Annotated in this window: 4 protein-coding genes and 1 pseudogene; 1 reads left to right on the top strand and 4 read right to left on the bottom strand. The window is 63.7% G+C overall.

The window, feature by feature from the left end; genetic code table 11:
* Window positions 1-534: pseudogene (locus tag ACESNG_RS12255) on the top strand (IS630 family transposase); the annotation flags it as partial.
* Window positions 535-747: 213 nt separating this feature from the next.
* On the opposite strand, the gene ACESNG_RS12250 reads toward ACESNG_RS12255, so the two are convergent.
* From ACESNG_RS12250 to ACESNG_RS12235, 4 genes are read right to left on the bottom strand one after another with little or no spacing between them, the layout of a single operon-like run.
* A complete protein-coding gene (locus ACESNG_RS12250; protein WP_373064650.1) occupies window positions 748-1,518 on the bottom strand; it encodes a GntR family transcriptional regulator in 771 nt (256 codons plus the stop codon).
* A gap of 4 nt (window positions 1,519-1,522) precedes the next feature.
* Entirely contained in the window at window positions 1,523-2,875 is a 1,353-nt protein-coding gene (locus ACESNG_RS12245) for an aspartate aminotransferase family protein (RefSeq protein ID WP_373069181.1), read from the bottom strand.
* 10 nt (window positions 2,876-2,885) lie between these two features.
* Entirely contained in the window at window positions 2,886-3,863 is a 978-nt protein-coding gene (locus ACESNG_RS12240; protein ID WP_373064654.1) for a transketolase family protein, read from the bottom strand.
* Window positions 3,864-3,898: 35 nt separating this feature from the next.
* Window positions 3,899-4,792 (bottom strand): transketolase, encoded by an 894-nt coding sequence (locus ACESNG_RS12235; RefSeq protein WP_373064652.1) that lies wholly within the window; start codon window positions 4,790-4,792, stop codon window positions 3,899-3,901.
* Window positions 4,793-5,081: the final 289 nt, after the last annotated feature.

The raw sequence follows: 5,081 nt of genomic DNA, 5'->3' as shown, positions 1-5,081 counted from the left end.
GCCTGGTCTGCCGATGAAGAAGGGGCGTGCGGCCACCATGACGCACGACTACAAGCGCAACGGCACGACCACGCTGTTCGCAGCACTCAACGTGTTGGACGGCCAGGTCATCGCGCAATGCCAGCAGCGCCACCGCCATACGGAGTGGTTGAAATTCCTCAAGCAGATTGACCGCCAGACGCCCAAGGACAAGGCGCTGCACTTGATTCGCCAGATAACTACGCCACGCATAAACATCCGGTCGTACAGGCATGGCTGACGAAACATCCACGCTTTCATATGCACTTCACACCGACATCGGCGTCTTGGCTGAACATGGTCGAGCGCTTGTTTCGCGACATCTCGGAGAATCGCCTGCGCCGTGGCGTGTTCACCAGTGTCCCCGAGCTTGTGACCGCCATCGACGAATACATCGCTCGCCACAACACCAACCCAAAGCCGTTCATCTGGACCAAGAGCGCCCGCGACATCCTGCAAAAGGTCATTCGTGCCAACAACCACTTAAGTTCTAAACAGAATGAAGTACTACACTAGACTGACTACTGCTACTGCGAACAGCCTGACCCCGTTTTCTGCCGCCGTTCCTACCCGAGGCACCAAAGGTCATGGCGCGGGCGAGGGATGGCGTGCCGGCGCCTCAGGGCGTCGCTCCCGGCACCCTGCGCTCAGGCAGGCCCTGACCGCAGGCTCACGCAGCCACACATGAGGTTTCGAACGAACCGAAACGTAGCGCGAGCAATCAAAGAATCAGCTCGCGCCGGCCGCGGCTTTGTTCTTCAAATAGCCTAGCAGCGCCTCGCCGCCGCGCAGGATGTCCATCGTGATCGCGGCCCGCGCCTTCTTGCCGTCTTTCGCGCGCAGCGCTTTGATGAGGTGCGTGTGTTCTTCGGCGCCAACGTAGTCGTTGACGACTTCGTTGTAGTACACGTTGAGGATCGGCCCCATCGAGATCCACAGGCTTTCGATGTGCGCGGTCAGCATCTCCATCCGCGCGAGTCGGTAGACCATAAAGTGGAAGTCGCGGTTGAGCTTGATCGACTCGGCCGAGGCGTGCGCGTGGTCTGCCGCTTCGAAGCGCGCCTGTAGGTCGGTGATCGCGGCGAGCTCCGCGCGCGTGATGTTCTTCGTCGCGAACTCCGCCGCGAGGCCTTCCAGCTCTATCCGGATCGTACGGATCTCAATGTAGCGTGCCATTGTGAGATCGGGAACGGTGACGAACCGGCCCGAACGCACCTCCAGCCCGCGCTCACTGACGAGCCGCATGCAGGCTTCGCGCACCGGCGTCACGCTGGTGCCGAGCTGCTCGGCGAGATCCTGCATCAGCAGCCGCTGGCCCGGACGGAAGTTGCCGGCGATCAGCGCGTCCTTCAACGCGACGTACGTGCGTGCCGACAGGTTGCGTTGCTCGATCGGCTCAATACGTATCTGATCGCTGCCGATTTTCGTGACGCGCAGCGGCGGCGACTGCGAGGTGGACGAAATTGCGACAGGTGCATCCGCATCGGTGGGCGTACTCATGCGGTCACACCGCCGCCGACTTGACTTCGGCGTGCGCGCGCACTGGCCGCGTATGCGATACGGCAAGCGTGCGCAGGATCTTCTCAATAACTTCGAGCGCGCGGTCGAGAATTGCGCGGTCGTGGCTCGCCGAAAGGTAAAGCCGCTTCAACGCCAGCGGCTGGAAGATGTAGCGATGGGCGAGCATCTGCCGGCGGAATTTGAGGTCGAGCGCATCGTCGTTGCGCAGCAGGTCTTCGTAGCGCGAATACGGGCCGACGAAGAAGTAGAGCAGCCAGACCGAGCCGAAGCCCGCGCTCTGCGCCGGCAGCCCGACACGCGCAATGATCGCGTCGATCTCGCAGCGCAGGTAATCGCCGAGATCGAACAGCTTCGGATAGAAGTCGGGCTGCGACAATTGCTCGATCGTCGCGAGGATCGCCGCGAGTGTCGACGGCGTGCCGTTGAACGTGCCGCCCATGAAGACGGCGTCGGTGCCGGTGCGGCTCACGCGTTCCAGCAGGTCGCGGCGGCCCGCCACCAGCCCGACCGGGTAACCCGCCGCTGCCGCCTTGCCGAACGTCGCGAGGTCCGGCGTGACGCCGCAAATCGACTGATAGCCGCCCAGCGCATGGCGGAATCCGGTGATGACTTCGTCAAAAATCAGGATCACGCCCTGTTCCGTCGCGATGCGGCGCAGCGCGCGCAGGAAATCGTCGGTGGCGCGCATCGAGCCTACGTTGTGCGCAATCGGCTCGACGATGATCGCCGCTACCTTGCCGCGGTTACTCTTGATGTAGCTCTCCACCGCGTCGGCATCGTTGTACGGCAGCACCACCGTCTTCAGCGCCGCCTCGCGCAGGATGCCGGCGGAGATCGGATCGTAGCGCCCCACCGCATCGGGTGCCGACTGGCAGTTCATCGCGACGTAATCGTGCCAGCCGTGATAGCCGCCCTGGAACTTGATGATCCGGGTGGCGCCGGTGACTGCGCGCGCAAGCCGCAGCGCGTGATAGGTGGCCTCGGAGCCGCTCGAACAGAACGCGACCTGCTCGGCGCATGGAATGCAGCGCACCAGCGCCTCGGCCGCTTCGACTTCGAGGTCGAGCGTGCCGGCGCCGATCAGGTCGATGCGCTCCGAAGCCTCCGCCACACGGCGGCGTATTGCGGGATGGCAATGGCCCAGCACGTTGGCACCGAAGCCGCAGTGGAAGTCGACGTGCTCGCGGCCGTCGGCGTCGTAGAGGTAAGCGCCTTGCGCGCGGACGAACACGTAGGGAAAGCCGAGCTTGCGGCCCGGACTCATGTGGCCGCCGGGCAATACCCGCAGCGCGCGTTCGGTCAGCGTCGCGTTGTCATCGTTTTGCGTGCTGTGCATCGGCGGCTTCTCAGCCCAGTGTCTCGCGCGCGACGGCTTCGATGCCTGCCGCGTCGAGTCGGTAGTGCCGGTAGAGATGCGTCGGCGGCGCGATCAGGCTGTACACGTCGGGGATGCCGTGGCGCACGAGTCGCGCCGGCGTGCCGGCATCGGCCAGCACCTCGGCCACCGCGCCGCCGAGCCCGCCAATCACGTTGTGCTCCTCGACGGTGAGCAGCAGGCGCGAACGCGCTGCGGCCGCCAGGATGGTATTGCGGTCGATCGGCTTCACCGTCGGCATGTCGATCAAGCCGACGGAAAGTCCGGCGGCACGCAGCACGCCTACGGCCGCGAGCGCAGGATGCAGCATCGTCCCGCACACAATCAGAGTCAGCGCGTCGCCTTCGTGGTGGACGATGGCTCTGCCCAGCGTGAACACGGTGTCGTCGGGATACACGATCGGATCCTGCCCGCGGCCGATCCGGAAATAGATCGGCTGCGGATGCGTCACCGTCGCCTTGATCGCTGCCGCAAGCTGCGGGCCGTCCGCGGGCGCGACGACAGTGAGATCGGCGATGCTGCGCATGATTGCGAGGTCTTCGGTCGCGTGGTGGGATGTGCCGTAGAACCCGAGCGCGATCCCCGCGTGGTGGCCGATCAGCCGCACCGGCAAAGCCGAGTACGCGCAGTCGGTGCGGATCTGCTCGCAGGTGAGCAACGCGAGAAACGACGCGAACGTCGCGACGTAGGGATAGAGCCCCGTAGTCGCGAGTCCCGCCGCCGCGCTGACCATGTTCTGCTCCGAGATTCCGAACTGCAGGAAGCGCTCGGGATGCGCTTTCGCAAAGAGGACGAGCCCGTTCGAGTACTGCAGATCGGCGGTGCCGGCGACGATCGGATGGCCGTCGCGGACGAGATCGATCAGCGCATTCGACAGATAGCCCAACCCCGGCGCGCGCGCATTGATCTGGCGGTAGTGCCACGAATCCGGGTTCACGGGACCCGGCATCGAATCGGCCGCGCGCCGCGCGCTCGCCTGTTCGCTCATCGGATTGCTCCGCCGCGTTTCAATTCGGCAATCGCGCGCGCCTCATCCTCCGGCGCGAGATAGCCGAGATGCCAGCCCGGCTCGGTCTCCATGTACGAGACGCCCTTGCCCTTGATTGTGTGCGCGATGATGCAAACGGGCATTTCCCGCGCGGTATCGGCCTTGATCCGGCGCAGCAGCGCGGCGAGCGCCGCGACGTCGTGGCCGTTGACTTCGTGCACGTCCCAGTTGAATGCGCGCCATTTCGCGGCAAGCGGCTCGATGCCCATAATGTCGTCGACGCGGCCGTCCAACTGGAAGCCGTTGCGGTCGATGATGGCGATCAGGTTGCGCGCGCGGTGATGCGCGGCGGAGAGCGCCGCCTCCCACACCTGCCCCTCCTGCATCTCGCCGTCGCCCAGCATCACGTACGCGTTGATGTCCTTGCCTTGCATCCGCGTACCGAGTGCCATGCCCAGCCCGCCCGACAGCGCGTGGCCGATCGAGCCCGAGCTGAAATCGATGCCCGGCACCTTGCGCATGTCCGGATGATCGCCGAGCGGATTGCCGAGGCGCGTGTAGCCGTCGAGCACATCCTTGGGGAAGAAATCCCAATCGGCGAGGATGGGAAAGAGGCCTACGGCCGCGTGCCCCTTGCCCATGAGGAAACGGTCGCGATCGGCCCACTTCGGCTCGCCACGCTTCAAGCGCATGGTGTCGTAATAGAGCGTAGCGAAAATCTCGGCCGCCGAAAACGCCGACGCGTAATGGCCGACCTTCGCGACGCCGATGAGCCGCAGCGTTTCCAGTCGCACGAACAATGCACGTTCCTCCAACCGCGCAATCGTGGCCGCGTCGATGTCCTTCGTGGCGGCGGCGATTTTCGGAGCGGTGTTAGTGGCGGCAGTCATCAGTGGATTTCGTCCTGCGCGTCGCTGCGCGAGCGGTCCCGGAGAGCGCGGGCGGAGAAGCGGCAGGAAATTCAAGATATATGATAAGGTCGACAACTTATAAGATATAAGATAAGATACATCATACTTTATGGGTTGGCAAGCTTTATTTAACCGAGATTGTCCATTAGGATCCGACGCCCTACATTGCTGGCGACATAGCGGCCACAAGATGGCCTGATTTCTAATGGATACCATTAGAAAAACGCAATGAAACCAACGAGATGACATGCAAGGACGAGACTGATGG

The organism is Gemmatimonas sp. (assembly GCF_041689975.1).
GTDB lineage: Bacteria > Gemmatimonadota > Gemmatimonadetes > Gemmatimonadales > Gemmatimonadaceae > Gemmatimonas.
This window is presented reverse-complemented; position numbering and strand designations above follow the sequence as displayed.